This is a genomic window from Halobacillus sp. ABH2_015 (assembly GCF_056158945.1).
This window is the reverse complement of record NZ_JBSWUG010000002.1, coordinates 3,163,168-3,188,628: the sequence shown is the minus strand read 5'-3', so window position 1 is coordinate 3,188,628 and position 25,461 is coordinate 3,163,168. Positions and strand designations below refer to the sequence as shown.

At 47.5% G+C, this 25,461-nt stretch carries 22 protein-coding genes and 1 riboswitch; of the genes, 16 read left to right on the top strand and 6 right to left on the bottom strand.

The window, feature by feature from the left end; translation table 11 throughout:
• Window positions 1-12: 12 nt before the first annotated feature.
• Entirely contained in the window at window positions 13-2,145 is a 2,133-nt protein-coding gene (gene recQ, locus ACXAD6_RS16580; RefSeq protein WP_474969825.1) for a DNA helicase RecQ, read from the bottom strand.
• A 110-nt stretch (window positions 2,146-2,255) separates the two neighbouring features.
• On the opposite strand from recQ, the gene ACXAD6_RS16575 reads away from it, so the two are divergent.
• The 4 genes from ACXAD6_RS16575 to ACXAD6_RS16560 all read left to right on the top strand — a co-directional run bounded on the left by ACXAD6_RS16575 (window position 2,256) and on the right by ACXAD6_RS16560 (window position 6,622).
• On the top strand, window positions 2,256-3,191 hold the full coding sequence (locus tag ACXAD6_RS16575; protein WP_474969824.1) for an NADP-dependent oxidoreductase: 936 nt from the start codon (window positions 2,256-2,258) through the stop codon (window positions 3,189-3,191).
• 140 nt (window positions 3,192-3,331) lie between these two features.
• Window positions 3,332-4,792: a circularly permuted type 2 ATP-grasp protein gene (locus ACXAD6_RS16570; protein WP_474969823.1), complete on the top strand. Its 1,461-nt coding sequence runs from the start codon at window positions 3,332-3,334 to the stop codon at window positions 4,790-4,792.
• Window positions 4,785-5,747 (top strand): alpha-E domain-containing protein, encoded by a 963-nt coding sequence (locus ACXAD6_RS16565; protein ID WP_474969822.1) that lies wholly within the window; start codon window positions 4,785-4,787, stop codon window positions 5,745-5,747. The genes ACXAD6_RS16570 and ACXAD6_RS16565 overlap by 8 nt, the downstream gene beginning before the upstream one ends.
• A 23-nt stretch (window positions 5,748-5,770) precedes the next feature.
• Window positions 5,771-6,622, top strand: a complete 852-nt coding sequence (locus ACXAD6_RS16560; RefSeq protein ID WP_474969821.1) for a transglutaminase family protein — start codon at window positions 5,771-5,773, stop codon at window positions 6,620-6,622.
• Between the two features lie 42 nt (window positions 6,623-6,664).
• Here ACXAD6_RS16560 and brnQ read toward each other — a convergent pair whose 3' ends face one another.
• Window positions 6,665-7,984: a branched-chain amino acid transport system II carrier protein gene (gene brnQ / locus ACXAD6_RS16555; protein ID WP_474969820.1), complete on the bottom strand. Its 1,320-nt coding sequence runs from the start codon at window positions 7,982-7,984 to the stop codon at window positions 6,665-6,667.
• Window positions 7,985-8,326: 342 nt separating this feature from the next.
• Here brnQ and ACXAD6_RS16550 point away from each other — a divergent pair, with 342 nt between their 5' ends.
• Entirely contained in the window at window positions 8,327-10,180 is a 1,854-nt protein-coding gene (locus tag ACXAD6_RS16550; RefSeq protein WP_474969819.1) for a cation:proton antiporter, read from the top strand.
• 510 nt (window positions 10,181-10,690) lie between these two features.
• On the opposite strand, the gene ACXAD6_RS16545 is transcribed toward ACXAD6_RS16550, so the two are convergent.
• The gene (locus ACXAD6_RS16545; RefSeq protein ID WP_281658913.1) at window positions 10,691-10,867 is read right to left on the bottom strand and encodes an SE1832 family protein; all 177 of its coding nucleotides are present in this window, start codon (window positions 10,865-10,867) and stop codon (window positions 10,691-10,693) included.
• Window positions 10,868-10,986: 119 nt separating this feature from the next.
• Between ACXAD6_RS16545 and ACXAD6_RS16540 the strand changes: the two genes are divergently transcribed.
• The 4 genes from ACXAD6_RS16540 to ACXAD6_RS16525 all read left to right on the top strand — a co-directional run bounded on the left by ACXAD6_RS16540 (window position 10,987) and on the right by ACXAD6_RS16525 (window position 15,019).
• Window positions 10,987-11,835, top strand: coding sequence for a GNAT family N-acetyltransferase (locus ACXAD6_RS16540; protein ID WP_474969818.1), 849 nt, complete (start codon window positions 10,987-10,989; stop codon window positions 11,833-11,835).
• 240 nt (window positions 11,836-12,075) lie between these two features.
• The gene (locus tag ACXAD6_RS16535; protein ID WP_027953335.1) at window positions 12,076-12,630 is read left to right on the top strand and encodes a TRAP transporter small permease; all 555 of its coding nucleotides are present in this window, start codon (window positions 12,076-12,078) and stop codon (window positions 12,628-12,630) included.
• A 27-nt stretch (window positions 12,631-12,657) separates the two neighbouring features.
• The gene (locus ACXAD6_RS16530; protein WP_224869181.1) at window positions 12,658-13,923 is read left to right on the top strand and encodes a TRAP transporter large permease; all 1,266 of its coding nucleotides are present in this window, start codon (window positions 12,658-12,660) and stop codon (window positions 13,921-13,923) included.
• A 76-nt stretch (window positions 13,924-13,999) separates the two neighbouring features.
• Entirely contained in the window at window positions 14,000-15,019 is a 1,020-nt protein-coding gene (locus ACXAD6_RS16525) for a DctP family TRAP transporter solute-binding subunit (RefSeq protein WP_474969817.1), read from the top strand.
• A 32-nt stretch (window positions 15,020-15,051) separates the two neighbouring features.
• Here ACXAD6_RS16525 and ACXAD6_RS16520 read toward each other — a convergent pair whose 3' ends face one another.
• Both ACXAD6_RS16520 and ACXAD6_RS16515 read right to left on the bottom strand, forming a co-directional pair.
• A complete protein-coding gene (locus ACXAD6_RS16520; RefSeq protein ID WP_474969816.1) occupies window positions 15,052-16,236 on the bottom strand; it encodes an MFS transporter in 1,185 nt (394 codons plus the stop codon).
• A gap of 83 nt (window positions 16,237-16,319) precedes the next feature.
• Window positions 16,320-17,393, bottom strand: coding sequence for an AI-2E family transporter (locus ACXAD6_RS16515; RefSeq protein ID WP_474969815.1), 1,074 nt, complete (start codon window positions 17,391-17,393; stop codon window positions 16,320-16,322).
• 169 nt (window positions 17,394-17,562) lie between these two features.
• Here ACXAD6_RS16515 and pepT point away from each other — a divergent pair, with 169 nt between their 5' ends.
• The 5 genes from pepT (at window position 17,563) to ACXAD6_RS16490 (ending at window position 21,195) form a co-directional block, all read left to right on the top strand.
• On the top strand, window positions 17,563-18,789 hold the full coding sequence (pepT, locus tag ACXAD6_RS16510) for a peptidase T (protein WP_474970448.1): 1,227 nt from the start codon (window positions 17,563-17,565) through the stop codon (window positions 18,787-18,789).
• A gap of 331 nt (window positions 18,790-19,120) precedes the next feature.
• Window positions 19,121-19,891: a TerC family protein gene (locus tag ACXAD6_RS16505; protein WP_474969814.1), complete on the top strand. Its 771-nt coding sequence runs from the start codon at window positions 19,121-19,123 to the stop codon at window positions 19,889-19,891.
• Between the two features lie 183 nt (window positions 19,892-20,074).
• Window positions 20,075-20,272, top strand: coding sequence for an SE1561 family protein (locus ACXAD6_RS16500; RefSeq protein ID WP_027953328.1), 198 nt, complete (start codon window positions 20,075-20,077; stop codon window positions 20,270-20,272).
• A complete protein-coding gene (locus tag ACXAD6_RS16495; protein ID WP_474969813.1) occupies window positions 20,272-20,727 on the top strand; it encodes a GNAT family N-acetyltransferase in 456 nt (151 codons plus the stop codon). The genes ACXAD6_RS16500 and ACXAD6_RS16495 overlap by 1 nt, the downstream gene beginning before the upstream one ends.
• Window positions 20,728-20,745: 18 nt before the next feature.
• Window positions 20,746-21,195, top strand: a complete 450-nt coding sequence (locus tag ACXAD6_RS16490; protein ID WP_474969812.1) for an OsmC family protein — start codon at window positions 20,746-20,748, stop codon at window positions 21,193-21,195.
• 128 nt (window positions 21,196-21,323) lie between these two features.
• Here ACXAD6_RS16490 and ACXAD6_RS16485 read toward each other — a convergent pair whose 3' ends face one another.
• The gene (locus tag ACXAD6_RS16485; RefSeq protein WP_474969811.1) at window positions 21,324-22,985 is read right to left on the bottom strand and encodes a glycoside hydrolase family 13 protein; all 1,662 of its coding nucleotides are present in this window, start codon (window positions 22,983-22,985) and stop codon (window positions 21,324-21,326) included.
• Between the two features lie 444 nt (window positions 22,986-23,429).
• Window positions 23,430-23,579, top strand: a riboswitch (FMN riboswitch).
• A 131-nt stretch (window positions 23,580-23,710) separates the two neighbouring features.
• Here ACXAD6_RS16485 and ribD point away from each other — a divergent pair.
• Together ribD and ribE are read left to right on the top strand one after the other, a co-directional pair.
• Complete coding sequence (gene ribD / locus ACXAD6_RS16480; RefSeq protein ID WP_474970447.1) at window positions 23,711-24,805, top strand: bifunctional diaminohydroxyphosphoribosylaminopyrimidine deaminase/5-amino-6-(5-phosphoribosylamino)uracil reductase RibD; 1,095 nt, start codon at window positions 23,711-23,713, stop codon at window positions 24,803-24,805.
• A complete protein-coding gene (ribE, locus tag ACXAD6_RS16475) occupies window positions 24,805-25,455 on the top strand; it encodes a riboflavin synthase (RefSeq protein WP_474969810.1) in 651 nt (216 codons plus the stop codon). The genes ribD and ribE overlap by 1 nt, the downstream gene beginning before the upstream one ends.
• Window positions 25,456-25,461: the final 6 nt, after the last annotated feature.

The window sequence follows — 25,461 nt, the reverse complement described above, 5'->3', positions numbered from 1 at the left end:
CCATTCCTCCTTTTATCTGTTCAGGTAACGGTGTTTGATTAATACAGCTTTTATCATGGAATACGTAAACGTGTCCGGAAGCTCTTCTTTCAACGGCTTCAGCTTTTTCTCCTCGAGCTTGTGATAATGTTGAAGGACCTGCTCCTCTTGTTCTTCATCAAACCAGTAGTCCCACGAAATATCTTCTCCTTCCTGCACACAGCGGAACAGGTGGTTTTCAATCGTCTGCGGACTCATGCCGCGCTGATCTGCAATGTCCCGGATAGAGTGACTGCCGCTTTTCCACAGCTCAAACGTTACGATGTGGCTGGGCCTGTCATCAAAGGGATCTCTCGGTTCCGGCCGGCGTGACGGGATTGGGGCTGATTCGGTTTGTTCGGACCACGGCCGGATCACTTCCAGGAATGTCTCGCCGTACTGCTCGTACTTCCGCTCTCCCACCCCTTTCATCTGAAGCATCTCTTCTTTCGTTCGGGGCAGGTGATTGGAAAATTCTTTCAAGGTGGCATCAGAAAAGATGACGTATGGCGGAAGTCCGGCTTCATCAGCCAGCTGCTTCCTTAAGTGCCGCAGTTCTTCAAAATACTGCACATGATATTCACCTGACTGTTGGACGGCGGCAGTTTCCACGAGCATTTCTACAGGTTTATCCCCTTTGAGGACAGCTGCTGCTTCTGAGGTGAGCTGGAGGGAAGGGTATTTCCCTGATCCGGCCGTTAAATAACCTTCAGCCGTCAGGAAGTGAATAAACTGGGTTAATTCCTTCTCCGTAATTTTCGGCATGATCCCATAGGTGGAAAGCTCGTGAAAACCGAACTGCTTCACCTTTTGGTCGCGGGAGCCCTTCAGCACTTTGGCTGTCAGACCTGCCCCGAATCCGCCTCCCATGCGTTTCACACAGGACAGCACCATCTGGGCTTCTTTCGTGCGGTCTTCCACTTCTCCATTATGTGTACAGTTGGAGCACTTTCCGCAGCGTTCATAGGGGACAGGGTCGTTGAAGTACTCCAGAATATACTTCTGCAGGCACGTATGGGTGTGGCAGTAATTCGTCATCGCCTGCAGTTTGGCGTACTCTTCTTTCTTCTTTTCCTCAGAAGGCGACTGGTCGATCAGGAACTTCTGCAGATTAATATCTTTACTCGCAAAAAGAAGGATACAGTCACCGGGTTCGCCATCCCTTCCTGCACGTCCCGCTTCCTGATAATAGGATTCTATATTCATCGGCATAGCGTAATGGATGACATAGCGGACGTTGGATTTATCGATGCCCATCCCGAACGCATTCGTGGCCACCATCACTTTGGTCTCGTCCTGTACAAAATCCATCTGTGCCTGTTTCCGCTGATGCTCTGTCATACCGGCATGGTACCTGCCTGCTGCGTAGCCCTTTTTCTCGAGAATATAGTGCAGCTGGTCGGCTTCTTTCCGGGTGGCGGTATAGATGATACCGGACTCATTGGGGAGCTGGCTCATGTATTCTGTAATAAACTCACGCTTATCTCTTCCTTTAACGATACGAAAAGCCAGGTTTTCCCTTGCGAACCCTGTGTTGATCACATGACCGTTTTCGACATGGATCAGCTGTTTGATGTCGGCCACGACTTCCTGGGTGGCTGTCGCTGTCAAAGCCATGAGTACAGGGAGGTTCGGAATTTTATTAAGCGTCGGGACGATGGAACGGTAGCTCGGTCGGAAATCGTGTCCCCACTGGGATATACAATGGGCCTCATCGAAAGCAATTAGAGAAAGAGGGATCCTGCTTACAGCGGAGAGAAAGGAAGGAGTCTCAAATCGTTCCGGTGCGACGTAAATGAAGGAGTAGCGCCCTTTTTCCATATCTCTCAGTCGTGTCCGCTGCTCTTCTGCCGTAAGGGAGCTGTTTATGTAGGTGGCAGCCACCCCGTAGGAAAGCAGGGCATCGACCTGATCTTTCATTAACGAAATCAATGGCGATATGACGACAGCCGTTCCTTCAAGCGCAAGTCCCGGGATCTGATAGCACAGCGACTTTCCGCCCCCGGTCGGCATGACGGCGAGGGTGTTCTGCCCGTTCATCACCTGTTCAATCGCTTCTTCCTGTCCCGGACGGAAGGAAGAATATCCGTAATACTGCATTAAAATTTTTTCGGCCTGTTCCATCATGTGAATCATCCTTTAATGTAATCGTTCTCCTCACATCTTACCATGTTTCACGTGAAAATATAGGGGAAAACTAACCTGGATCAATCTTCAAAAAAGGAGTCGGTTTTATCATGAAAGCTGTCATCATTGAACAGTACGGAGGTCGGGAGCAGCTCGTTGAGAAAGAAGTTCCAAACCCTGTACCTGAGAACAAGCAGGTGGTCGTGGATGTCCGGGCAACCTCCATTAACCCGATTGATTGGAAATTGCGTGAAGGGTACTTGAAAGATGCGGTTCCTTTCGAATTTCCGATTATTCTTGGATGGGATGCCGCAGGGGTCATTACCGAAGTAGGAGAGGATGTGAAGGATTTTTCACCGGGGGACCGGGTATTCGCAAGACCGGATACGACAAGATTCGGAACATATGCCCAGTACACAACTGTGGATGAACATCTGCTGGCACCGCTGCCTGAGGGAGTGACTTTCGAAGAAGCGGCCGCTGTTCCTCTGGCCGGTCTTACAGCATGGCAGTGCCTCGTCGACTTTTCGGATATTAAAGAAGGGGATCGTGTACTTATCCATGCGGGATCAGGCGGAGTGGGCCATTACGCTGTCCAAATTGCCAAACATCTCGGAGCATATGTTGCGGCCACTGCGAGCGGCAAAAACCGGGAATGGGTAGAGAAGCTGGGAGTGGACCGCTTCATTGATTATAAAGAAGAGGATTTCTCTGAGGTCCTGCAGGATTTTGACATCGTTGTCGACACCCTTGGCGGAGACATTCAGGAAAAAAGCTTTCAGGTTCTGAAAGAAGGAGGGAAGCTTCCGTCAATCGTCCAGCCCCCTGATGAAACGAAGGCGGCCGAGAAAAACATCAAGACTGGTTTTGTCTGGCTGGAACCGAACGGAGAACAGCTCTCCAAGCTGGGTAAGATGATGGAAGAAGGCACATTGAAGTCTGTGATCGGCCATGAGCTGCCGTTCTCCCAGGAAGGACTTCGTAAAGCTCATGAAATCAGTGAAAGCCACCATGCCAAAGGTAAAATCGTCATTACAATGAAATAAGAGTGTGTCCCCAGGAAACCTCGAATTTTGAGGAATTCTGGGGCTTTTTGTTAAATGTACTAATTTTCTTACAATTTCGGCCTAATCTTTGTTAACTTAGGGTAAAGGATAGTGATTACATAGGAAACGGAGGAGAGGTCGTGTTAACCAATTATAAAACGGGTGTCTACTTTGATGAAATGATGAAGGAAGATGGACAGCCCAAAAGTCATTACCAATGGTTTTATCAATTGGTCCATCAATTTAATGAACGAGAGCTGATGAATAAACATGAAACCGCTCAGTTGAATTTTCTCAGGCAGGGGATCACCTTTACGGTTTACAGTCATACCGGAGGGACGGAACGAACGATGCCCTTTGACTTTGTGCCGATTATTATCCCGCGCGGAGATTGGGAAAAGATCGAGAAAGGCATGAAGCAGCGGATGACGGCGCTCAACCACTTTCTCGATGATATTTATCATGAACAGCGTATCGTGGAAGCCGGTGTGATTCCGAGGGATCTGATTGAAAACAACCCGTACTATTATGATAAGCAGATCGGCGGGGTGCGCGTGCCGCTGAACAATCATATCTTCCTTGCCGGGGTGGACCTGATCCGGGATGAGCACGGAGAGTACCGGGTGCTGGAGGATAACCTGCGCAATCCATCAGGCATGTCCTATGTTTTTCAAAACCGGTATGTCATGAGGCAGGTCTATCCGGAATTGTTCAACCAGCATTCTATTGAGACACTGGAACATCAATTATCTGAACTTCACCAGTCCTTGATCACACAGGTGCCGTTGAATGCCAAGCCCGGGAAGAAACCGACAGCTGTTCTGCTGACCCCGGGCATCTATAATTCTGCGTATTATGATCATGTCTTTCTTGCCCAGCAGATGGGGATCGAGCTTGTGGAAGGACGTGACCTGGTGGTGAAGGATGATATGGTGTATATGAAAACGACCCGCGGTCTGCAGAGAGTGGATATCATCTACCGCCGGATTGATGACGATTTTCTCGATCCTGAAGCCTTTCGTCCTGACTCCATGCTCGGTGTGAGCGGATTATTGAGAGCGTATAAGAAAGGGAATGTGTCGATTTTGAACGGGATCGGCAACGGCGTGGCTGATGATAAGGCCATGTATGTGTATGTTCCGGACATGATCCGCTTCTATCTCGATGAGGATCCGATCATTCCCAATGTGGAAACATATTTTCTCAGTGATCCGGAGCGTCTCGATTATGTACTGGAGAATATCGACCAGCTGGTGATTAAAAATGTCGGTGCTTCCGGTGGATACGATATGCTTATCGGTCCACAGTCCGATGAAAGCGAACAGGAAATCTTCAGGAAAAAGATCGTGGAGAATCCGAGCCGGTATATTGCCCAGCCGACCATTAAATTATCCAGAGCTCCTGCGTATCAGGAAGGACGCTTCTATCCCTGTCATGTGGACCTCCGTGTCTTTATCATGAGCGGTGAGCAGATGAACGTCCTTCCAGGCGGACTTTCCAGAGTAGCCTTGAAGGAAGGATCGCTCGTCGTGAACTCTTCCCAGGGTGGAGGCGGCAAGGATACATGGATTCTTTCAGAAAGTGGTGATCAACATGCTTAGCCGGGTAGCGGATTCGCTGTATTGGATGTCCAGAAATATCGAGAGGGCTGAGAACAATGCCCGGGTATTGAAAGTACAGCTGATCCATATGCTGGAGGCTTCCAGCAAAGATGCACTGGACAAGGAATGGGAGGAAATTCTGGAAGTCTGTGCTTCTACAGCGGATTACTACAGTTTTTATGAACGGATGGATCGGGAAACGATGATCCAGTATTTGACGATCAGTCCGCTCAACGTCAATTCCCTGATGCACACGATGAATTACGCCCGGGAAAACGCAAGGGCGACAAGGGACATCCTTCCCGAAGAATTATGGGAAGTGCTGAATCAGTTCCACCTCGATCAAAAAGACTGGCAGGAGCTTCCGAACACCAGGGATCATACCCAGCAGTATTTAAACCGGGTGATCCAGACATCCATGACCTCCCAGGGAGTGATTGAATCAAGCATGAGCCGTGGTACGCCTTATTCATTCATCAAAATCGGAAAATGGCTGGAGCGGGCTGAAAAAATGGCGCGCATCCTGAACGTTACCTGTGAGAAAAACCGTAAGGAAACCGACGGGGGCACTCATCATTATTACCACTGGCTGACGGCTCTCCATTTTCTGAATGGGTATGATGCCTATATTAAAGAACATCCACCGACGATGGAGCCGAAAAATGTGTTGAGCTTCCTTATTAAGGAACGGAATTTCCCGCGCTCGATTCAGTACTGTATGGATCATGTCCTTGAGGCTGTGACTAATTTGGAGGATGGGAAAGTCTCACACTACTCGGAAAACCTGTTTCAAATGCTGGAAGTGATTCAAAATGAAATCGAAGAATCATCGATTGAAGATATGGGCATGGAAGAACTGATGCAGTTCCTTGACCACTTCCAGGACCGCTGTATGACATTAAGCCGGATGTTTTCGGAAACCTACTACTTAATCGAACCTGTTCGGGTGAAATAGAAAACAATCAGGAGGAATACCCAGTGAAGTTTCAAATCGAACATACCAATACCTTCTATTATGATAATTTCGTGGACCAGAGCATGAATCACATCCGGCTTAAACCGAGAACCGATGAATGTCAGCGTCTGCTTGCCTACCGGACGGAAATTACGCCGTCCTCCATGACAAAGGAACATATCGATTTATGGGGAAACCATGTGGAAACATTTTTTATTCCGGAAAAACATGAACACCTTACTCTTAAAACGATTTCCACCGTCAGTATTCAAAAAAGTCCATTCATCCGTATGATTGAATGTTCGGATGAGATGCAGTCGATTTTCCATTCAGAATTGTTCCGGAATCATTACCTGGCTTATATTAATGAGACGCCCTATACTTTTTTATATAAAGAACAGATTGAAGAATTCAAGGATATTCTTGGGCCGATGCAGGACCCTGTCCGGTATTCCCTGCGGTTGATGGAGTACATTCACGAGTCGTTCCGTTATGATACAAGTACGACCCAGGTGAGTACGAAAGCGTATGAGTCCTGGCCGTTTCGTGCAGGTGTCTGCCAGGATTATGCCCATATTATGATTGGCGTCCTCCGTTCCCAGGGAATACCCGCCCGTTACGTAAGTGGGTATTTATACGTAGGGGAAGACTCTGCCTTAGTCGGAGATGCCGCTACACATGCCTGGGTGGAAGTCATGATTCCGGGTATCGGCTGGGTCGGTCTTGACCCGACCAATAATGTAGAAGCCCTTGAGCAGCATATCCGTATCGGTACGGGGAGGGACTATGCAGATGTCAGCCCGCTGCAGGGGGTTTATCGCGGGGGCGGACAGAACCTGGACGTGAAAGTCAGCGTCACGCTCATTGATCAGTAATAAAAAAAATCCCTCTTTCATGAAAGAGGGATTTTCTAATACTTAAGATTTCTGGTAACTCTCTGTCGTTCTCGTCTGCCCTTTGAAGGTTTGATACAGCCAGCCGGCAAGACCACCGATAATGGCCGGGAACAACCAGCTCAGGTTCAGCTCATAAAAGGGAAGGCGGCTGATAAGCGGGGTAATCGCGGAAACATCGGCTCCGAATGCTGCCAGTCCATCATAGAGCCCGATGAAAGCTGTCAGAATGATGGCTCCACGGTACACATAGGAAGAGTGGTTGAACAGCCGGCTCATGAATGTCAGACCAACAAGGACGATCGTAATAGGGTAGACGAACACTAAGACGGGTACAGAATAGGAAATGATCTGGTTTAACCCGATGTTGGAAATAGCGAGACTGACGATGGTCACGAGTACAATGACGGAATGATACGACAGCTTCCGGACACGCTTCGAGAAAAACTGTCCACAGGCGACGGTCAGTCCAACACAGGTGGTCAGACAGGCCAAACCGACAATAACACCGAGAAGGACGGTACCGGTATCTCCAAACATGATCTGGGCGGCCCCGGATAAGATCGCACTTCCGTTATCATACGTACCTTCTACCGCCATTTTAGCTCCAATCCAGCCGATAGCCACATAAACGGAAGTCAGACCGGCGGCTGTGACAAGCCCCGCTTTTAATGTGGAGAGCGTCACCTGCCTGGGCTCTGTAACACCGCGGTCCCTGAATGATGATACGACAAGGATTCCGAAAGCAAGGGATGCGATGGCATCCATGGTCAGGTACCCTTCCACAAAGCCGGTAAAGAATGGCTGGGCCGCATACTTTTCACCTGCCGGCTGTATGGGACCGTCAAGGGCGAAGAAGCTGCCGATTACAAGGGCGACAATAGCCAGAAACAGAGCAGGTGTTAAAAATTGACCGATACGATCCACTAATTTGGAAGGGTTGCGGCTCAATAAATACACGAGCAGGAAAAAGACGATGGTAAAGATGAAGAGCGTCAGGGATTCTCCGTTCACAAAAGGCGCTACGCCTGTTTCAAAGGCAACGTTGGCTGCCCTTGGTATGGCGAAGAAAGGTCCGATCACTAAATACACCATGGAAGTAAAAAGAATTCCGAACAGAGGGTGCACGCGTCCGGCCAGCTGGACCGCGCCGTTTTGAACAAGGGATATGGCAGCCACTGTGATGATGGGAATACCGACTCCCGTTATGACGAACCCTAGAATAGCAGGTGTATAAGACGTTCCTGATTCAATTCCTAATGTAACAGGGTAGATTAAATTGCCGGCGCCGAAAAATAAGGCAAATAGTGTAAATCCGATAAACAGCGTATCTCTGGCTCTCATAAAGCAGCTTCCTCCTCAAGGGTGTCTATATATTCTGCGTAAAAAAAATCGCTCCTATCCAGACATGAGCACAGCTTGTCTGGAAGTGACGATAGGCGTGGGATCCATCAAAAATTTTAAGAAATTTCAATTAGCACCGGAGTAATGTTATCAGGGTGGGAATACCATGTCAACCCTTTTGTCTGAAAATTTAAACGGTTAAGATTACCAGGGAAAGAATGTCATGATATTTTTATAAAACTGATAAGATAAGTTAGTTTACAGAAGGAAAACCGGGTTATAGAATATGGCTATACATCAATCACGGCTGTTGATAAACATAGAAGATAAGGAGACTACTACATGATCGATTCGCTGTTACTGCAATTGACCCTGGTTGGCTTTCTCGGCGTCGGCTCTCAATGGGTGGCATGGCGCTTCCGTCTGCCGGCTATCGTAGTCATGTCCATAGCCGGACTGCTGGCTGGACCTGTATTTAACTTAATGAATCCGGAACAGGACTTTGGGGATCTTTATAAACCGATTATTTCCCTGGCTGTTGCGGTGATCTTGTTTGAGGGCAGTTTGAATCTTGACTTTAAGGAAGTTCGGGGACTGGGGAGGCCGGTGTTCCGGATTGTTACGTTCGGCGCATTCTTCAGCTGGATTCTCGGTTCCTTTGCTGCCCATTATGTTGCCGGGCTGTCCTGGGCGGTCGCCTTTACGATCGGCGGTTTATTTATTGTAACCGGACCAACCGTAATCCTCCCGCTGCTCAGGCAGGCGAAACTGAAACCCAGACCCGCCAAGATTCTTAAATGGGAAGGGATTATCGTCGATCCGATCGGAGCGCTTCTTGCGGTTTTCGCATTTGAAATCATTGTGTTTTTAACTGTCAATGACCCATCGGCCCTGCTTATGTTCTTTTTAGCTTCAGCTTTCGCAGTCTTTCTTGGCTGGCTGTGCGGAAAAGGCGTAGGGTGGATGTTCGAAACCGGCTACGTGCCGGAGTTTCTAAAGTCGCCTGTCGTATTCGCAGTGGTCATTGCCTGCTTTACAGGAGCGGATGAAGTCATGCATGAGACAGGTCTTCTCTCTGTTACAGCTATGGGGATGACCCTTGCCAACATGCATATTTCATCCATTGCGGACATGAGGCACTTTAAGGAAAATATCTCCCTGCTGTTAATTTCAACAATCTTTATCATGCTGACAGCTTCCTTAACGGTGGATACACTGGTGGAGATCTTTAATATCCGGATTATCGGTTTTGTCCTTCTGATGTTATTTATCGTTCGTCCGTTGTCGATCTTCCTGTCGACAATCGGGACCGATTTGTCAAAATCAGAAAAACTGCTCGTAGGCTGGATTGCTCCAAGGGGAATTGTGGCCCTTACGGTTGCCAGTTACTTTGCGAGTATCCTTCTTGAAGGTGGATATGAAGATGCATCCATACTGATCTCCCTCACCTTTGCCCTTGTCTTTACGACAGTTGTGGCTCATGGATTTTCCATCGGCTGGCTCGCTAAAAAACTGGGCTTGTCTATGGAAGGTCCGCCTGGGGTGTTGATTGCAGGAGGAAGTGCCTTCACAACAGGCCTGGCAAAAACGCTGGAAGACTTGAAAATCCCGGTACTTCTTACGGACTCTTCCTGGCAGCGCCTGTCACGGGCGCGTTCCAGAGGCATTGCCTCCTATCACGGGGAGATCCTTTCTGAACAGACGGAATATTATCTCGACATGACGCCTTATGAATACCTCGTGGCGGCAACAGAACTGGATTCCTACAATGCACTGGTCTGTACGACATTCGTGCCGGAATTTGGCCGGAACAACTCTTTCCAATTGAGCCTCTCCAATAAGGAAGGGGATAATTTGGAAGATCTTGTTCATACAATTGGAGGCCGTGTTCTGTTTGAAGAAGGAGCTTCGTGGGAAGAACTGAACGCCCGGGTTGAAAATGGGTATGTGTTCAGAAAAACAACCCTGACGGCTCAATATTCTTTTGAAGATTATCGGAAGAATATGGATGAACATGCGATGCTGCTATTCGCCAAACGGACCTCCGGTAAAGTTGAATTCTTTACACCGGGGATGGAGTTCCGTCCTGAAAATGGGGATGTGATCGTTTCCTTAATGCCTCCGAGCAAGGAATTCGAAAAAATTCAGGAAAAGCTCGAAGGCCAGAGGAAGAACCAGGAAGAGAGAAAATCATAAAGCAGCAAAGTCAAAGTTTGACTTTGGAAAAAGTGGATGTAAGGTCGTGGAGAAAACAGCGTTCCGCTTATCGGTGGATGCTTGCCGCGGGCACGGCCTCAGCTAACTTGGTCAAGGAAACCACTTGACCAAGTGGATCTTCGGCTCGTGCTGTTCCCGCAGGCGTCACCACCGAACGCTCCTCGCCGCCGGCATGGTCCGGTTCGGAATTATAAGCAGAAAACGATCTTAACAGTTATTAAAATGGTCCAAAAACCGTTCATGCACAGGTAATGGAGACCCTGCCAGGATACGAAAACTTTTATGGTTGCTTAAGTGAAGGTTCGTATTTTCGATTATGAAAGAACATTCCTCCGGAAAAACGGACGTCCATGAACCCGCATGGAGTTTTTTCTTGGGAGACTTGGACGTTCCTCCGGGAAACGGAATGGTCAGAATTTCTGAAGACAAGAGGATGCACTGGGATTCTATACAAAACAAGGAGAAGCCGGTACCGGCTTCTCCTTTTTATTATGCTTCTGCAAGCTTCTTATTTAATACTTTTAATTCTTCTTCCATCCGTGCGAGCTGCTGTTCAGCATTTTGGATGTTTCCACCGGCGGCTTCCAGTTTATCCAGATCGCCTTGGATTCGGACATAGTCTGATTTTAAGAAGGCGATTTGGTCACGAATTTCCTGTTCAGTCACAGGATCACTCCTTTTCATCTTGTTCTCCATTTATTGACAACGTATAATGGAAAAACAATCTTATATTCAGAATTTTAACAAAAAATAGTTTAGAGTTAAAGGGGAAGGGGAAAGAATTGATGATCATTCATAATGACGAAAGTCCTAAAGAGTTCTTGTCCAAGGTGGAACCACTCCTCTTGCAAAGAGAAGCTGAAAATAATCTGCCTTTAGGTGTACTGGAGCGTTTCGTGCTTGGCAGGGAAGAGGGCCCCTGTTACACCCTCCGCATCACGAAGGGGGAAAAGACGGAATACATGGCTTTACGCACACCCCCTCATCTGTGGATTCTGCCGAGCGTACGAGGAGATGCCACTCCTTACATTAAAGCAGCAGCCCGTCATCTATATAACCAGGAATGCGAAGTGCCGGGTGTCATCGGAGATGAAAAATCCACCGCCGCATTTGTAGAAGAATGGACGCAGCTGACTTCTGTCATCCCCCGGGTCCATGTGCAGCAGGGCGTCCATCGCCTCGATGAATTGAATGACATTCCTCAGAGCAGCGGTAAGCTCCAGGGCGCAGACATGTCCCACCACTCCATGGTGGTGGAATGGATGATCCAGTACGGAAAAGAAACAGATGAACCCCTTGTTGTTGAAAGGGCCGCGGAGCTTACAGAGAGTCTCATCCGGGATCAGCGCTTATTTCTATGGCTGGTGGATGGAATCCCGGTTTCGATGGCAGGTCGGGCCAGGACAACAAAAAACGGGGCAACCATCAACGCGGTTTTCACACCGGACTCCTTTAAAAAAAGGGGTTATGCCACCCAGGCGGTCTGGCACTTAACGAAGAATCTTCTTCAACAGGGATACACCTTCTGCTCGTTATACACAGATCTCGCCAATCCCACCTCAAACTCCATTTATAAAAAAATCGGTTATAAGAAAATCAGTGACTCCATCGTTTATCATTTTCATAAAAATTAAAAAATAAATCTGTTATATTTTGTAAATGTAAGCGGTAAACTGAAGGATTCTTTATCTAGAACGAGCTATCGGCACCATAATGGACTCTCACCCATCCATTTCCATCTGGCGGCTCCATTTGGTTAATTAGTACAAAATATTCTGTTCATACTGATTTGAGTGAATTTCGTGGTTCCGGTATGATGTTTAGTAATTGGCCTGAAAACTACTACATTCGATCTATTTAGGAGGATTACATACTTGAAGGTTTTTAAGGCAGTAGACAAAATCATATTAAAAATTGAAGAGTTTATATTAAGCTACGCGGTTATTATTATTGCTTTAATGGTCGTTGGAAAGGCGCTGAGCCGGGCGCTTTTCAGCTATTCGCCTCCATTTGCTGATGAAGTCAGCCAGATTGCCATTGTCGTAGCAACCTTTATGGGGATCAGCTATGCCGCACGTAAAGGAAGACATATCAGCATGTCCGCCTTTTATGATCTGGCTCCCTTTAAGGTGAGGAAATTCCTTTCTATTCTCATTCCCTTTGGCACAGCAGCCGTGCTGTTTGTCCTGGCCTATTATTCGAGTCTTTATGTACAGGACGTGTATGAGTCAGGAAGAGTGACTTCAGCACTGGAAATGCCGGCCTATTACCTCTACATCTTCATTCCAATCGGTTTTTTGCTGGGAGGCATCCAGTTCCTTAGAAACATGTGGATCAACATTACGAACCGGGATGAAGTGTACTTGGGAACCGATGTCAAGGACTACAACGACGAAGATACAAATGATCTGGAAGGAACGCATTTATAAAAATCGGATACAAGAAAGGATAACGATATGATCGCGACTATGCTCATTATCATGGTGGTGCTTTTATTCTTAAACTTTCCCATGATGATTCCACTGATGGCAGCTCCATTAGTCATCATGTTTATCTATTTCCCAACATTGGACCCCATGATCCTCATGCAGCAATTCTCTACAGGAATCGAACCTTACGTATTACTAGCTGTACCTTTATTCATTTTCGCTGCCGATATTATGACTACAGGGAAGACATCAAACCGCCTGTTGGACTTCATCGGATCGTTCATCGGTCATATCCGGGGAGGCTACGCTGTAACAACAGCCGCTGCCTGTACGCTTTTTGGCGCGATATCAGGTTCAACCCAGGCTACAGTAGTCGCCATCGGTAAGCCGATGAGAGAGCGTCTTCTGAAAATCGGTTATAAAGATCCATCAGCCATCGCTTTAATTATCAATTCCAGTGACGTCGCACTCCTTGTGCCGCCAAGTATTGGAATGATCATATACGGCCTCGTTTCCGGCACCTCTGTCGGTGACTTGTTCATTGCTGGTATCATTCCCGGGATCATCGTATTCATCAGCTTTGCGGTCTACAGCATCATCTACGCTAAAATGGCCGATATTCCGCTGGCAGGAAAAGCGAGCTGGAGCGAACGGTGGACGATGACAAGAAAAGCGATTCTGCCACTCGGATTTCCAATTGTCGTTATCGGGGGTATTTATACAGGACTCTTCAGTCCTACGGAAGCAGCGGGGGTTTCAGTGCTCTATGCCTTTATTCTTGAGGTGTTCATCTATCGCTCCGTACATATTAAAGAGCTCCCGAAAATCGCCAGGTCTACAGGGCTTGTTACATCAGCCGTTTTTGTCCTTGTCGCCGGCGGGCAGGCTTTTACATGGGTCATTTCCTTTGCACGGATTCCTCAGATGATTACGGAAACTGTCCTTGGAACCGATCCTAGTGCCATTTACGTACTCTTGATGGTCACCATCTTCTTCTTTATCGGTTGTATGTTTGTAGACCCGATCGTCGTCATTCTTATCCTGACGCCGATTTTCTACCCGGCTGCGATGAGTGCTGGTATAGATCCGGTCCACCTCGGAGTCGTCATCACATTCCAGGCGGCTCTGGGATCAGCTACGCCGCCGTTTGGAGTAGATATCTTTACAGCCAGTGCGGTCTTCAATAAACCGTACCTGGAGGTTATCAAGGGCACACCGCCGTATATTCTCATTTTGTTTGCCATCTCAGGCTTACTCATATTTTTTGACGAACTGTCACTTTTCCTTCTTTAGGAAAAGGAGAGTTTAAATACAAAGGGAGGTCATTCTCATTCGAAAAAAGAATGGATTAGCAGTTCTTATTCTAGGGTTGATCAGTTTGGTGCTGGCTGCCTGTGGAGGCAGTGACGACAGCAGTGGTGACAGCGGGGGAGACGGACAGACGTATAATTGGAAGTTCGTAACAGAGGAAGTGGAAGGACAGGTCCAGTATGAATACGCCCAGGAGTTTGCCAAGCGTATGAATGAAAAATCCGACGGTGCTGTTAATATCGACGTGTATGAATTCGGAGGGCTCGGTAGTGAAACAAACCAGGTCGAGCAGCTGCAGAGCGGTACCGTGGAAATGGCTGTCATGTCTCCAGGGTTCACAGGGAATATGGTGAAAGAAGGACAAATCTTTGCGCTCCAATTCCTTTTTCCTGAAAGTGTAGAAAAGACACAGAATATCCTGAACGACAGCGAAGCTTTGAATACAGACCTTCGTAAGCTTTACGAGGAACACAGCATTTCGCCGCTTTCTTTCTGGTCTGAAGGCGCGATGCAGTGGACATCCAGTAAGGAGATTTCCGAACCTGCGGATTTCGAAAACTTCAAGATGCGTACACAGACGTCTCCGTTGATCCTGAAGTCCTATGAAGCATATGGAGCTGATCCGACACCAATGAGCTGGTCTGAGCTTTACACAGCCCTGGACCGTGGCACAGTGGAAGGACAGGAGAACCCGATCTTCTTCATCGGAGATGCTTCTTTCAACGAAGTACAGGACTACATGACAATGTCGAATCATAACAATTACGTGGCAATGACTACTGTGAACACTGACTGGTATGATGGCCTTGACGAAGAAATGAAAACGATGGTGGATGAAACCGTAACGGAGATGCAGGACTGGGTATTTGAAGAACAGAAGAAGCAGAACGAAGAATATTTAGAAACGATTAAGAACGATACGGAAAACCCGACAGAGATTGTAGAGCTGTCTGACGAACAGCGTGAAGCTTTTAAAGAAAAGGCTGAACCTGTCCGCGACTTCTACCGCAACGAAGTATCCACGGTAGATGGTGAAGTTCTTGATAAGCTGATTGAAGAAATCAATGCAGCCGAATAACGAAAAAGCCCCGCAGAGATGCGGGGCTTTTATTATTGAGGCGACTGCCACGGTTCGGTCTGCCTTTTTAAGTCCATGATCGTCAGCACCATGACGACTAAAAAGAGAAAACTGGATAGTTTAAACAGGGCAGCTGTGTTCACAAATTGATAGATAAACCCAAGGATGAGGGCACTCGCACCGATGCCAAGGTCAATAGAGGAGTAGTACATCCCGTTGGCAATCCCGCTTCGCTCGATGGAGGTCTTGGAGATGACCCAGGCCTGGAGTGCCGGCATCATGGATCCATAGCCGGCTCCGAATAAAGCTCCTGCGATAATAAGGTCCAGATTCGAATCCGCTGTTGCCAGCACCCACATGGCAATGAAAGATATGACGGAACAGACGATTATTAAGTTCCATGGTCCCCGCTTATCAAAGTACCGTCCTGTTATGGGACGTGACACAGTAGCAAGGACGGCATTAAAGAAATAAAAAAGAAACGTTCCGTCCAGTCCTTGTTCATTACCGAAGATGACAATGTAGGTAACAACCGCTCCGTAACCAAACGTGTTGAGAATCGTGACGAGAGCCGGGTACCAGCTTCTCTTTTCGATTAATGCATCCTTGAAGGAGAAGCGAGGCGGATTTTTCTGGTTTTCATACACCTGCTCAGGCGTGGTGAAGCGGGTGACAGAAAATAAAAGAAGCGCAATGATTCCGAGTGCTGCGGAAATCCATATGAGTAGAGAGAATGAATAGTTCTGATACAAGTAGATACCGAGACTTGGAGCCATAATCATTCCGACGGTAACGGATAAACCGAAATAGCCCATCCCCTCCCCTACACGGCGTCTTGGGACGATGTCAACAGCGGCGGTTCCGTTGACCGTCGTCGACCATCCCCACGCAAGGCCGTGGATGAAGCGGATGACCAGCAGGAAGAAGACCACCTGTGTCACAGGATACATCATCGTCAGGAGGAGCAGGGCCCCGGCACCGATGAGGATGAGCAGTTTCCGTGCCCGGGTCATCAGGAGGTGACCAATAAACGGACGAATCACGATCGCTGCAAAAGCGAAGGTGGTGGTAATCAATCCGACTTCAAGGGTGCTGCCGCCAATCGACTCGATATACGGAGGCAGGTTGGGAAGCAGCATCTGGAAGCTCATAAACGTAAATAAGTTGGCAAGAATGAGAAAGATAAAAGGCCGGGTCCATAATCTTGGTTTATGCATAAAAAATCCCTCGCTTCGGTGATATGGAATGAAAAAAGGAGACCCCCTATTGTAAACAATAGCGGGTCAGAGCGTTTGTATAATCAGCTGTGATCAGCTGTTCTCCGTTCAAGCCACTCCTGATAGAAGTGACGGACAATTGTCTTGATAACCGCATAGGTGGGAATAGCAAACAATAATCCGAGGAAGCCGGCAAGGCTTCCAGCTGCGAGAATCAAGGTAATGATGGTAAGCGGATGGATGCTCAATGCTTTACCCATGACGTTTGGCGAAACAAAATTCCCTTCCAGCTGCTGAGCGATAATGGTAATGACGGCCACCCACACAGCCAGGATGGGGTCTTCGAATAATCCGACAAGGATGGCTGGTACCACGGCCAGGAAGGGGCCGACGAATGGGATAACATTCATCACCATGGCAAATAAAGACAAGGTCAGAGCGTATGGAAGATCGATGATTAAATATCCGACAAGCAGCAGCAGACCGACAACGATACTGACCGTCAGCTGACCGAGAATGAAGGAATGAAGCGTATGATCGATATCGTGAGCCAGTTTAGCAAAGCTTTTTCCCGCTCTTTTTCCTAAGAACTGCCTGATGAACGGGATCAGTTTGTCACCATCCTTCAGCATGAAGAAAAGGAAAAACGGGATCAGGACAAGAGCGAACACAAAACTGATCAACTGGCTGACGACGTTGATGACCACCGTGGAGGCATCCTGAAGATATGTTTCCAGATTGTTGGCCACATTATCGATGGTCGCATTGAACTGACTTGGTATAATGTCCTGATTCTGCTGCCAGTATGTTACGCCTTCGCCAATCATTTCAGCCATATCCGGAATGTTATCTACGAGCCGGGTGAACTGCTCCTGGGCGATTGGAGCAATGAACTGGGTGATGATGTAACCGAGAACAATGAACAATAGGAAGATGATGACAATTCCGAGAATTCTCGGCACTTTGTAGTGTTCCAGAAGTTTTAGTAAGGGACGGGATAAATAAAACAGAATCCCACCACCGATTAAAGGAAAGGCGATGGCTCCGACGTAGGTCATGATCGGATCGAAGAAAAACTGAATTTGATGCAGCAGTAAAATCAACAGAGCAAGCAGGATGGCAGTAACGATGGCTTGAAACCATTTTTTTTGGACCACAGATAAGACACACCTTTTTATGTAGAATGAAGAAAAGCTGGATGCTCCAGCTTTCAGACGTTCGTGCATATTCGTTATAATAAGGATACCAAATTTCGGGGGGGAAGCAATAGATTTACTTTTCCTGTATGAAAGTTTACCCGAAAGAGACATGGGAGGAGCATCAATGATGAAAAAAGAATTGTTGGAACGTTTAGTTTCCTATGCAAAAATGAATACTCAATCCGATGAAACTACCGGCCGTACCCCTTCAACGGAAGGGCAGTGGGAGCTTGCTCATAAGCTTGTCGAAGAACTTGAAGCTATCGGGATGAGTGAAGTCAGTGTGGATGACCATGCTTATGTGATGGCATCCCTTCCTGCAAATACGGAAAAAGAGGTGCCGGTAATCGGCTTTCTCGCTCATCTGGATACAGCCACCGATTTTACCGGCGAACATGTAAACCCTCAAATTGTTGAAAACTATGACGGAGGGGTGCTGCCTTTGAATGAAGAGGTGGAGCTTCGCCCGGAAGATTTCCCTGAACTTACCGCCTATAAAGGGCAGACGTTGATCACAACGGATGGAACGACCCTGCTCGGGGCCGATAATAAAGCAGGTATTGCTGAAATTATGACGGCTCTGAATCATCTTATTCAACATCCCGAAATCAAGCACGGAAAAATCCGTGTGGCGTTTACACCGGATGAAGAAATCGGCAGAGGCCCCCACAAATTTGACGTCGACCGTTTTGGTGCTTCCTACGCCTACACCGTTGATGGAGGTCCGCTCGGTGAACTTCAGTATGAAAGTTTTAATGCAGCAGGCGCCAAGCTCATCTTTAACGGAAACAGTGTGCATCCGGGGACGGCAAAAAATAAACTTGTCAACGCGGTAAAGCTTGCTCTGGAATTCCAAAATCAGCTTCCAGCCGAAGAAGCGCCTGAACATACAGAAGGGTATGAAGGTTTTTACCATCTCCTTGGCCTGCAAGGGAATGTGGATCGGGCTGAGCTTTCCTATATTGTGAGGGATCACGATAAAGAAAAATTTGAGGAGAAAAAGCAGCGGTTACATGGTCTGGCTGCTGACATGAATGAACGCCTTGGAGAAAAGCGGGTGGCTGTAGAAATGGAGGATCAGTACTACAACATGGGGGACAAAATCAAACCGGTCCGTCATATTGTTGATATCGTTGAAGAAGCGATGCAGAACAAAGGTGTGAAGCCCATCATTCAACCGATCCGCGGAGGAACGGATGGGTCACAGCTTTCCTACATGGGACTTCCTACGCCGAATATTTTCACCGGGGGAGAAAACTTCCACGGAAAGTATGAGTACATATCTCTGGAGAGTATGGAAAAAGCGGCTGAGGTCATCGTCGAAACCACCCGTTTATTTGAAGAGAAAGCCTGATGGACGCGTGTTATCCCGAATGGATCAAACGATTGATGAACCACGTATAAGGATTCCGTCCCGTCCCCATACTAAAGTGATTCCATAATGTGGGCGGGAATGATTGACAAAAAAAGGCTTCATGCTATGATTAAGAAAGATATAGCATTCCTAAAGGGGAGTAGCTGGTACAATAAAGTCGTCATTTCGGGAGTCATCCCCGGCTTTATTGGCAACGTACGTTGTTAGCGAGACCTTTACCCACAGTGGTAAAGGTCTATGTAATGGCCCGGACCACTTTGGTCGGGGCCATTTTTTAATGGCAGCTTGTATAAATGAGGAGAGTGAAACTGTGGATGTTCAATTGTTGATTGAGTATGGCTGGGTTTTGATTGTACTTGTCGGTCTGGAAGGTATTCTAGCCGCAGACAACGCTCTTGTTCTGGCCATTATGGTAAAGCACCTGCCGGAAGAAAAGCGTAAGAAAGCCCTGTTTTATGGACTGCTTGGTGCGTTCATTTTACGATTTGGTTCTTTATTCATTATATCTTTCCTTGTCGATGTCTGGCAGGTGCAGGCCCTTGGTGCCGCCTACCTCTTATTCATCTCGATCAAGCACCTCATTGATAAATGGAGGTCCGGCGGAGAGGAAGAGGAGGAAGAGGAAGATACCGGCTCCGAGCGGGGGAAAGGCTTCTGGATGACTGTGTTGAAAGTCGAACTTGCCGACCTCGCCTTTGCTGTCGACTCCATCTTAGCTGCTGTAGCTCTTGCTGTTGCTCTTCCAGAAACGGATCTTCCCAACGTCGGAAGTCTGGATGGAGGACAGTTCGGTGTCATCCTGGCAGGGGGGATGATCGGAATTATCATCATGCGTTTTGCGGCCAATGTGTTCGTCAATCTGCTTCAATCCCGTCCGGGTCTTGAAATCGCCGCCTTTGTCATTGTGGGATGGGTCGGTATCAAGCTTGTCGTATCCACGCTAGCCCACCCGAATATTCAAATTCTTGATGAACACTTTGCTCATTCGACAGTGTGGAAAATTATATTCTATTCTGTCCTTGTTTTAATTGCAGTGCTGGGCTGGTTCCTTTCCGGTAAAAAGGAAGAAAAGCAAGCCTGATTTTAAAGGGCAGAGCCCGGCATTGAGGAGAAAACCCGTACTATGATCGCACGTAGTACGGGTTTTCTTGTATCACTCAGCTGAAGCACGGCACATTCCGCACCCGTTCATGGCGCGTGAAAGTGCCGTTTGGTTTATTGAAAATAAAAGAAACGATACAATAGAGAAAAGGGGGAATGTACGGTGGGAAAAGCTGTAGAGAATACGTCCGATCAATTCCGTTATGTGAAAAACCGGATTGATATGCTGCATCAGGTTGTTGAGAGCATGGATCCAGAAGAACTCGATCGGGAAGATTTTCAGCGTGTCCATCAAATGGTGGAGCAGCTGCATATAAAAATGGACCGCTTCAAGAAAGACTGGGATGCGCGGGAGTCATAATGTCCATCACTTTTTCCCGGATGACCCAGCAGGAAGCCGAGGAAATGGCGGCGTGGCATTATCCTCCGCCGTATGATTTTTACGATATGACCGCCGATGAAGAAGATTATCGTGAGTTTATCGATCCTCATCGGAGAAGTCCGCATACGTACAGCGCCTATAGGGAAGGCGCGCTGATCGGTTTCTTCACCTTTCATCCGACTGTTGAAGAAACGGTGGATGTAGGTCTTGGACTCCGCCCGGATCTAACGGGAAAGGGGAAGGGAGATTCCTTTATGGAAGCTGGTTTGAGTTTTGCAGAGCGCCACTATGGGGCCCGTTTTTTTACATTGAGTGTTGCTGAGTTCAATCAGCGGGCGGTCGAAGTATACCGAAGAGCTGGATTTAAAGAAACCCACCGGTTTATGCAGAAGACCAATGGAGGTACGTATCCATTCATTGCTATGAAAAAATAAAAAGGAGGTTGTTCTGCTTTGGCATTACATCATTTTCATTTAAAGGCAGACTGGCCGGGCGGCCGCAACGAAGTCGGCCGGATCGAATCAGATAAATTGAAAACAGAAATCTCCATCCCTAAAGAAATGGATGGACCGGATGTAGGAACAAACCCGGATGAAATGCTTCTGGGGGCGGCGGCGACCTGTTACATCATTACGCTGGCCGCTATGATCGAAAGAGCGGATCTGCCGCTTCAGGAAATGGATATGACCTCGGAAGGTCAGGTCGATGTGACCGACGGAGTCTTCACCTATAAGAAAATCATTCACCGTCCCCGTGTCGTGTTGAAAAGTGAGGCAGAAGAGAAGGAGTTGGAAAAACTCCAGCGTCTTGTTGAAAAGGCGGAAAAGTCCTGCATGATCTCACGAGCAATTGCAGGAAATGTAGCGTTGGAGCTGGACTCAGATGTAACTATTGCTTCCTGACAGAAAGGGAAGAAAAAAGCGGCCTGTATGGCATGGCATACAGGCCGCTTTTCGTTTTTAAAGGACTCCGCCTTGGCAGGAAGAGAGAACCACTATAAACCAACCATGGTTTTACAAGCTTTCTTCGTTTACGTCTCCATAAGGTAAACGCGCGCTTCATAAGGCTTCAACGAGAAGCTGGATACGTTCTTATGATGGTTTACAATCGAATTGGACAACATCAGCTGACTGGAGCTGAGTGGCTCCTCCGACTGAAAGTCAGCTGCTTGATCGGTCAGATTGACGATGACGATGGCTTTTTTACTGTCCAGCGTCCTCGTATAAGCATAAATCTGCTCATCTTCCGGAAGAAGAAGATTATAGATGCCATACGTAAACACATCCTGCTCCTTTTTCATGGCAATCATTTCTTTGTAGTAGTTCAAGATGGAATGGGGGTCCTGTTCTTGATCAGCCACATTGATGGACGTATAGTTCGGGTTGATTTTCATCCACGGGTTTCCGGTTGTAAAACCAGCTTGTGCTTCACGGCTCCACTGCATCGGCGTACGGCTGTTGTCCCTGGATGTGTTCCAGAGAATGTTCATAATGTCCTTATGAGCCATGCCTTTTGCTTTTTTGTTCTGATATAAATTTTTCGCAGCCACATCATCATAATCTTCAATGGAAGGGAAGGCCATATTCGTCATGCCGATTTCCTGACCTTGATAAATGTAAGGCGTCCCCTGCATAAAGAAATACATCGTTGCAATCGCCGTCGCACTTTCGCGCCAGTAGACTTGATCATCCCCCCACGTCGAAACGACACGGGCCTTGTCATGGTTTTCTACAAACAAAGCGTTCCATCCATCCCCTTCAAGAGCTTTCTGCCATCGGGTCAGTACTTTTTTCAAACCCTTAATGTCAAGCTGCTGTTCAGCATCCTGATCCCAAAGGTCCAGGTGCTCGAATTGGAAGATCATATCCATTTTTCCGTTGTCGCCGACCCATTGATCCGCTTCATCGGCACTTACCCCGTTCGCTTCTCCGACCGTCATCACGTCATAATTATCGTATGTGCGGTCTTTGAATTCCTGAAGGTGGGTGTGGATCCCTTTTTGGTTCATATGCATATCAAAAGAGGACACATACGTTTCTTTTTCAGGGTTCGGCATATCTGGAAAGCCCGGCCGCTTTTTGATATGGCTGATGGCATCTATGCGGAAACCGTCGATTCCTTTATCCAGCCACCAGTTGACCATGCTGTATAGAGCTTCGCGGACGTCTTCGTTCTCCCAGTTCAAGTCCGGCTGCTTTCTGGAGAACACATGAAGGTAATACTGCCTTGTTTCCTCGTCATATTCCCATGCCGATCCTTCAAAGATACTCTCCCAGTTGTTCGGTTCGCGGCCGCCTCTGCCATCGCGCCAGATATACCAGTCCCTCTTGGGATTGTCCTTGGATTTCCGGGATTCCAAAAACCATGGATGTTCATCACTTGTATGGTTGAGGACGAGGTCGATGATCAACTTCATGTCACGTTTATGCACTTCCTTAAGCAGCTCGTCGAAATCCTCCATCGTTCCGAATTCATCCAGGATGTCCTGATAATCGGAAATGTCATAACCGTTATCATCCTTCGGGGATTTGTACATTGGGCAGATCCAAATGAAATCAATGCCCATATCCTTCAAATAGTCCAGACGGCTGATCATTCCCTGCAGATCGCCGATCCCATCTCCATTTGAATCCTGAAAACTTCTAGGGTAAACTTGATATCCTACCGCTTCTTTCCACCATACCCGTTCCATATACAGCCCCTCTTTCCTAATAAAATCATTCGTGATATGCAAACGTTTTCTCAGTGAGAATGATTGAATAAACAGCTTGTTTATTCAATAACCATAACCATGAAAATCTAAAAATATATCTTATTATGCAAACGTTTTCCTGATAAATCTATACTAGCTGATTTTCTTCTGCTTTACAATAGGAGGTTCGTGAAAAGAGCAGGCTTACACATCATTGGATTGTTAAAATCAGGTGGTGCATCTTCTGTTGAGGATGTTGAAAGGCTGTCATGAATCCTGTTGATTTCACAACAAAGCGGCGTGAATCCGGTGGACAGTTATCCGTGTGCCCATCATAAGGGCGGTCAGTTTTATGAGTACATAGCCTTAATGGGTGCTGTTTAAACCTTAAGGATTGCGGCAGATGGGGATTTCATATATATTTAAAGTAATTCAACTGAATATGGAAACCTTCGGGGTCGGGTGAAAGTCCCAGCCGGCGGTAATGAGCTTATGCTCTCAGCCCGCGACGGAGAATCAGTGTTAAGCACGGTTCTCCCTGATTTGGTGAAATTCCAAAGCCGACAGTTAAAGTCTGGATGGGAGAAGGTTGTGGAAACGTATCGGTACCGTTCATGCAACACGTGTACCCTTTGTTTGCTGTACGCAAAAAAATGACGTTTAAGACCCTGGAGAAGTATGTCTTCTTCAGGGTTATTTTTATGGAAAAAGAGCAGGTGATGAAGATGGAGCGTGATGAGCAGTACATGGCAATGGCTGTACAGATGGCCAGGGAAACGGTCGGCCAGACGAGTCCCAACCCTTCAGTAGCCGCCATTGTGGTCAAAGATAATCAAGTCGTCGGTATAGGCGTGCATGTGAAGGCTGGTGAACCTCATGCGGAAGTGCACGCACTACGGATGGCAGGAGAAAAAGCGGAAGGCGCGGACATCTATGTCACTCTTGAACCGTGCAGCCATCATGGACGGACACCTCCGTGTGCCGAAGCTGTCGTGAAGGCAGGCATCCGCCGGGCCGTTACGGCTTCATCGGATCCGAACCCTAAAGTTTCCGGCCGGGGCATTGAAATGATGAAGCGGCAGGGCGTGGAGGTCCGGACGGGTGTTTTGAAAGACGAGGCAGATGAACTGAATCGTGCCTTCTTTCATTACATTCAAACAGGTGAACCTTATGTCCGTTTAAAGACAGCGATGAGCCTTGACGGGAAGATTGCCACCGCCAGTGGAGAGAGTCAATGGATCACAGGAGAAGAGGCGCGGCAGGACGGACACCGCTATCGTCATCAATCGGACGCGATTCTAGTCGGGATCAATACGGTCATGATGGATAATCCGACATTGACGACAAGAATTCCGGGTGGCGGAAAGCATCCGATCCGTCTTGTCCTCGATACGCATCTTCGTATTCCGACTGCTTCGAATCTGATACAAAATAATGAATCTCCAACGTGGATTTTCACGTCAGCGGATATACCGGATGAAAAGCGTCTGATTCTTGAAGAGCATGCCCATGTCCACGTCATTCCGCTTGGCCGCACCATCGATCCTGGAGAAGTCCTGCGCTATTTAGGAAAGCACAAGGTCACCTCTCTCCTTGTTGAAGGAGGGGCCACCATTGCCGACGCTTTTGTCAGATCAGGAAAGGTGAATGAGACGATTACGTATATTGCTCCCAAATTGATCGGTGGAAAAGAAGCACTGACCCCGGTTGCCGGCCGCGGCATCCAACAGTTGAAACAGGTGACATCTTTTGAGTTTGTATCGACCGAACAGCTTGGAGAAGATATTAAAATTGTTTCGATAAGAAAAGGGGAATCCTAATGTTTACAGGAATTGTAGAAGAAATAGGAACACTGCAGTCCGTTAAAAGTAAAACGGAAGCTTTGGAGATAAAGATTGCTGCATCCAAAATTCTGGAAGATATCAAGCTTGGGGACAGTATTTCCATTAACGGTGTCTGTCTGACCGTGACAGATTATACGAAGGATACCGCATCCTTTGATGTGATGCCGGAAACATACCGCGCCACCAACATCCATGAATTAAAGCAGGGCAGCGATGTCAATCTTGAACGCGCGATGGCGGCAGATGGGCGGTTCGGCGGTCACCTTGTATCGGGTCATATTGACGGTACGGGCAGCATTGTATCAAAAAGGCCGGAGTCCAACGCCGTCTATTACGACATACAGCTTCCGTCCGACTTGGTTCCTTATTTTGTCTATAAAGGCTCGATAGCTGTTGATGGTACATCCCTGACTGTATTCGGAGTAGAAGAGGATCGTGTCACCATTTCTTTGATTCCGCACACGATGGAACATACCGTTCTCGGCAGGAAAGGTCCGGGAGACAAAGTTAATATCGAATGTGACATGATTGGAAAATATGTCGCTCACTTCCTGAGTGGGCAGAATCAAGAGCACCCGCAAACAGCCATCTCCAAAAAGATGCTGGCTGATAACGGGTTTGCATGAAGAGGG